The organism is Amycolatopsis sp. NPDC059027, from assembly GCF_042739735.1.
Classification (GTDB): Bacteria; Actinomycetota; Actinomycetes; order Mycobacteriales; family Pseudonocardiaceae; genus Amycolatopsis.
Genome location: NZ_JBHYIK010000018.1, coordinates 75,386 through 78,525 on the forward strand (window position 1 = coordinate 75,386; position 3,140 = coordinate 78,525).

Genomic DNA, 3,140 nt, shown 5'->3' on the forward strand with positions numbered 1-3,140 from the left:
TGTTGTGGTGTGCGTTGTGTGGGTGCCTCCGTGGGGGGGGGGGGGGGGTGGGCTCCCCCCGGCTGGGGGGGGTCTTTCTGGGCGCGCCCGGCGCCCCCCCCCCCACGTCGGGCGACGCTGTCGACGTGGGGGGAGTGCGAGGGGTACCCCCGGTGCACCCACCGGCTCGGCGGACCGAAGGCGTACTTCAGTGCATCCGCACTCCCACAGTGCGGCACTCTTAGTGAGAAAGCCTCAATTCGGCTCTTGGAATATTCGCGTCGTCTCAGGTTGCCTGAATACATTCCGGTGAATGCTGTGTCGTGACGCGAATATTTCCGTCAAGGAATTGAATTCGTTCTTATCGTCCGGTGAATGGGTGAGCGGCTCGACTGGCGGCTGATCTGGTGGGTGAACACCGGTAAGGCCCTGCACGCGCTGGCGCGTGAGGTGCCGCGTGGCGTGGCGGCCACTCGGCGTGCGTTGTGTGGTGAACAGGTGCGGGTGGTCGTCCGGCCTTGGCTCGTCGTGCCGGGACCGGTGCCGATACGGGAGTGCCCCGCCTGCCGCGCGAAGGTGAACGCGGTGCGGCCGGAACGAATCTCCCGGCTCGGGCTTCCGTCCTGATCGGACAGTCCGGAGTGGAGCGCTTACTCCGTGAAGTCGCCCGCGGCGCGTCGGACCTTCGTCAGCAGGTCGGTGAGCTGCTCGGTCTGGCGGCCGGTCAGGCCAGTGAGGCCGAAGTCGATGGTGGTGACGGCTTTCGTCGCCTCCTCTCGGCGGGCGCGGCCGTCGTCGGTGATCTCGACCAGGGTCGTGCGCCGGTCGGTGGGATGCGGGACACGCTTGACGAGCCCGTCGCGCTCCAGCCGGTCCACTATGTTGGTGACGCTGGTGGGATGCAGTTGCAGCCGTTCACCCATCACGCGCATGGGCAGGCTCGCGCTGCGGGCGAAGGTGAGCAGCACCAGCGCCTCGTACCGGGCGAAGGTCAGGCCGTGGGGCTTGAGCGCGCCGTCCACCGCGGACTGGATGATCTGTTGCACCCGCATCACGCCGGTGACCGCGGCCATGGTGCCGGAGGGCCCGATCCGGGCCTCCCACAGCTGCGCCGCGCGGGCAATCGGGTCGAACGGCAGCGGACGGTTCATGACGGTCGAAGTTACCAGCGGGTACCGGGTTCGTGTCGGCTGACCGAGGAAAAGAGAGGACACAAGATGATCGTCGCCTTCAGCGTCAGCCCGTCCGGTGGGGACTCCGGCGGCGGAGTCAGCGAGGCGGTCGCCCGCGCGGTGCGGGTCGTGCGCGAGTCGGGGCTGCCCAATTCCACCAACGCGATGTTCACCAACATCGAGGGCGAGTGGGACGAGGTCATGGCCGTCGTCAAGCGCGCGGTCGAGGCGGCTGGGGAGGGCGCTTCGCGGGTCGGGCTGGTGCTCAAGGCCGACATCCGGCCGGGCTACGAAGGTCAGCTCGAGGCGAAGGTCGAGCGCGTCGAGGCGCGGCTTAAGGAGTGATCACGGCAGCGGGGGCGTGAACGCGACCTTCCAGCGTCCCTTGGCCTCGGTCAGGGCGAGCGGATACGAGAACCGTTCGCCCTGGGCGCGGACGCCGGTGACCACCGCCTGGGTGGGCTGCCGCTCGTCGGGGGCCAGCTGGACCGCCACCTCGCGGACCTCACCGCTGTCCAGTTTGGCGAGATAGCTCTTCGCGAAGTCGCCGGAGTCCTTGCCGCCGTAGTCGACGAGGTTCGCCAGCGCGTCCGAGTCGCGGGCGGTCAGCGCCGTGGCCAGCTGATCGCGCAGGTTCGGCGGCGAGTCCGCGCCCGCCTCGGGCTGGTGCGCGATGAGCAGCGTGATCGTGGTGATCCAGGCCACCAGCGCGAGGACAGCCCCGCCGACCCGGACGTCTCGCTTGCTCACCATCGGCCCGCCCTCTCGTGCTTCTGGGGCCGAGCTTGCCCCACGGCGGGTTTCCTGCCAACCGGACGGGCCGGACACCAGCGGTGAAACGCTCGCGGATGCGTGCCAGGATGGACCTGTGACACACCCACGCGGATCTGCAGCAGCGAAGTCAGCGGCCATGTCCGCCGCCCTCTCCGGCGCGGTCGATCTGTCCGCACTGAAGGCCCGTGCCGAAGCGGCACGCAAACAGCCGGCGGCCCCGCCCGAGGGCGGCGGCCCGGCACCGTCCGGGAACGGCGCGCCCTCGGGCGACGCCGTGATCGAGGTCACCGAGGCGACGTTCCAGGCCGAGGTCGTGGAGCGTTCGCTGCGCCAGCTGGTGATCGTCGACCTGTGGGCCGAATGGTGCGGCCCGTGCAAGCAGCTCAGCCCGGTGCTGGAGAAGCTCGCCGGCGAGAGCAACGGCGCCTGGGTGCTGGCCAAGGTCGACGTCGACGCGAACCCGCGGATCGCGCAGCTGTTCGGCGCCCAGTCGATCCCGACCATCGTCGCGATCGGCGCGGGCCAGCCGGTGGACGCGTTCTCCGGCGCCCTTCCCGAACCCGAGATCCGGAAGTGGCTCGGCGCGCTGATGGACGCGCTGCGGGACAAGCTGCCCAGCATCACCGCGGCCGAGCAGGGCGGCGGCCCCGTCGAGGAGCCCGAGGACCCGCGGTTCACCGAGGCCGAGACCGCTTTCGAGCGTGGCGATTTCGCGGCGGCGCAGGCGGCCTACGAGCGCATCCTCGACGTCGAACCGGCCAACGAGCAGGCCAAGACGGCGCTGGCCCAGGTGAAGTTCACCGCCCGCGCCGAGGCGGCCGACCCGGAGGCGCTCGCGAAGGCCGACGCCGACCCGTCGGACATCTCCGCGCAGCTCGCCGCCGCCGACCTCGATGTCGCGGAGCAGCGGGTCGAGGCCGGATTCGCCCGGCTCATCGCGACCGTTCGCCGGACCGCGGGCGAGGACCGCAACAAGGTCCGTGAGCACCTGGTGGCGCTGTTCGACCTGTTCGACCCGGCCGACGAGCGCGTCATGAAGGCACGCCGCGACCTGGCCAGCGCCCTGTTCTGAGCCCTGCGCGGCCCTTGACGCCGAGCCAGCGCCCACGGGCCCGGAATGGGGGGGGTGGGCCACCAACAACGGGGGGAGCGCCCCCAAAGGTGGGATAAAGACAAAGGTGGGAGCGGGGGGGGCACACAGAAGCAGAGGAAAGA

At 70.4% G+C, this 3,140-nt stretch carries 5 protein-coding genes; 3 read left to right on the forward strand and 2 right to left on the reverse strand.

Annotated elements, in window-relative coordinates:
* Positions 1-354 precede the first annotated feature (354 nt).
* A complete protein-coding gene (locus ACFWY9_RS14990; RefSeq protein ID WP_378331119.1) occupies positions 355-606 on the forward strand; it encodes a hypothetical protein in 252 nt (83 codons plus the stop codon).
* A 23-nt stretch (positions 607-629) separates the two neighbouring features.
* On the opposite strand, the gene ACFWY9_RS14995 is transcribed toward ACFWY9_RS14990, so the two are convergent.
* Positions 630-1,130, reverse strand: coding sequence for a MarR family winged helix-turn-helix transcriptional regulator (locus tag ACFWY9_RS14995; RefSeq protein ID WP_378331120.1), 501 nt, complete (start codon positions 1,128-1,130; stop codon positions 630-632).
* 66 nt (positions 1,131-1,196) lie between these two features.
* Here ACFWY9_RS14995 and ACFWY9_RS15000 point away from each other — a divergent pair, with 66 nt between their 5' ends.
* Positions 1,197-1,496, forward strand: a complete 300-nt coding sequence (locus tag ACFWY9_RS15000) for an MTH1187 family thiamine-binding protein (RefSeq protein ID WP_378331121.1) — start codon at positions 1,197-1,199, stop codon at positions 1,494-1,496.
* On the opposite strand, the gene ACFWY9_RS15005 is transcribed toward ACFWY9_RS15000, so the two are convergent.
* Positions 1,497-1,904 (reverse strand): hypothetical protein, encoded by a 408-nt coding sequence (locus ACFWY9_RS15005; protein ID WP_378331122.1) that lies wholly within the window; start codon positions 1,902-1,904, stop codon positions 1,497-1,499.
* 115 nt (positions 1,905-2,019) lie between these two features.
* Here ACFWY9_RS15005 and ACFWY9_RS15010 point away from each other — a divergent pair, with 115 nt between their 5' ends.
* A complete protein-coding gene (locus ACFWY9_RS15010; RefSeq protein ID WP_378331123.1) occupies positions 2,020-2,997 on the forward strand; it encodes a tetratricopeptide repeat protein in 978 nt (325 codons plus the stop codon).
* Positions 2,998-3,140 lie beyond the last annotated feature (143 nt).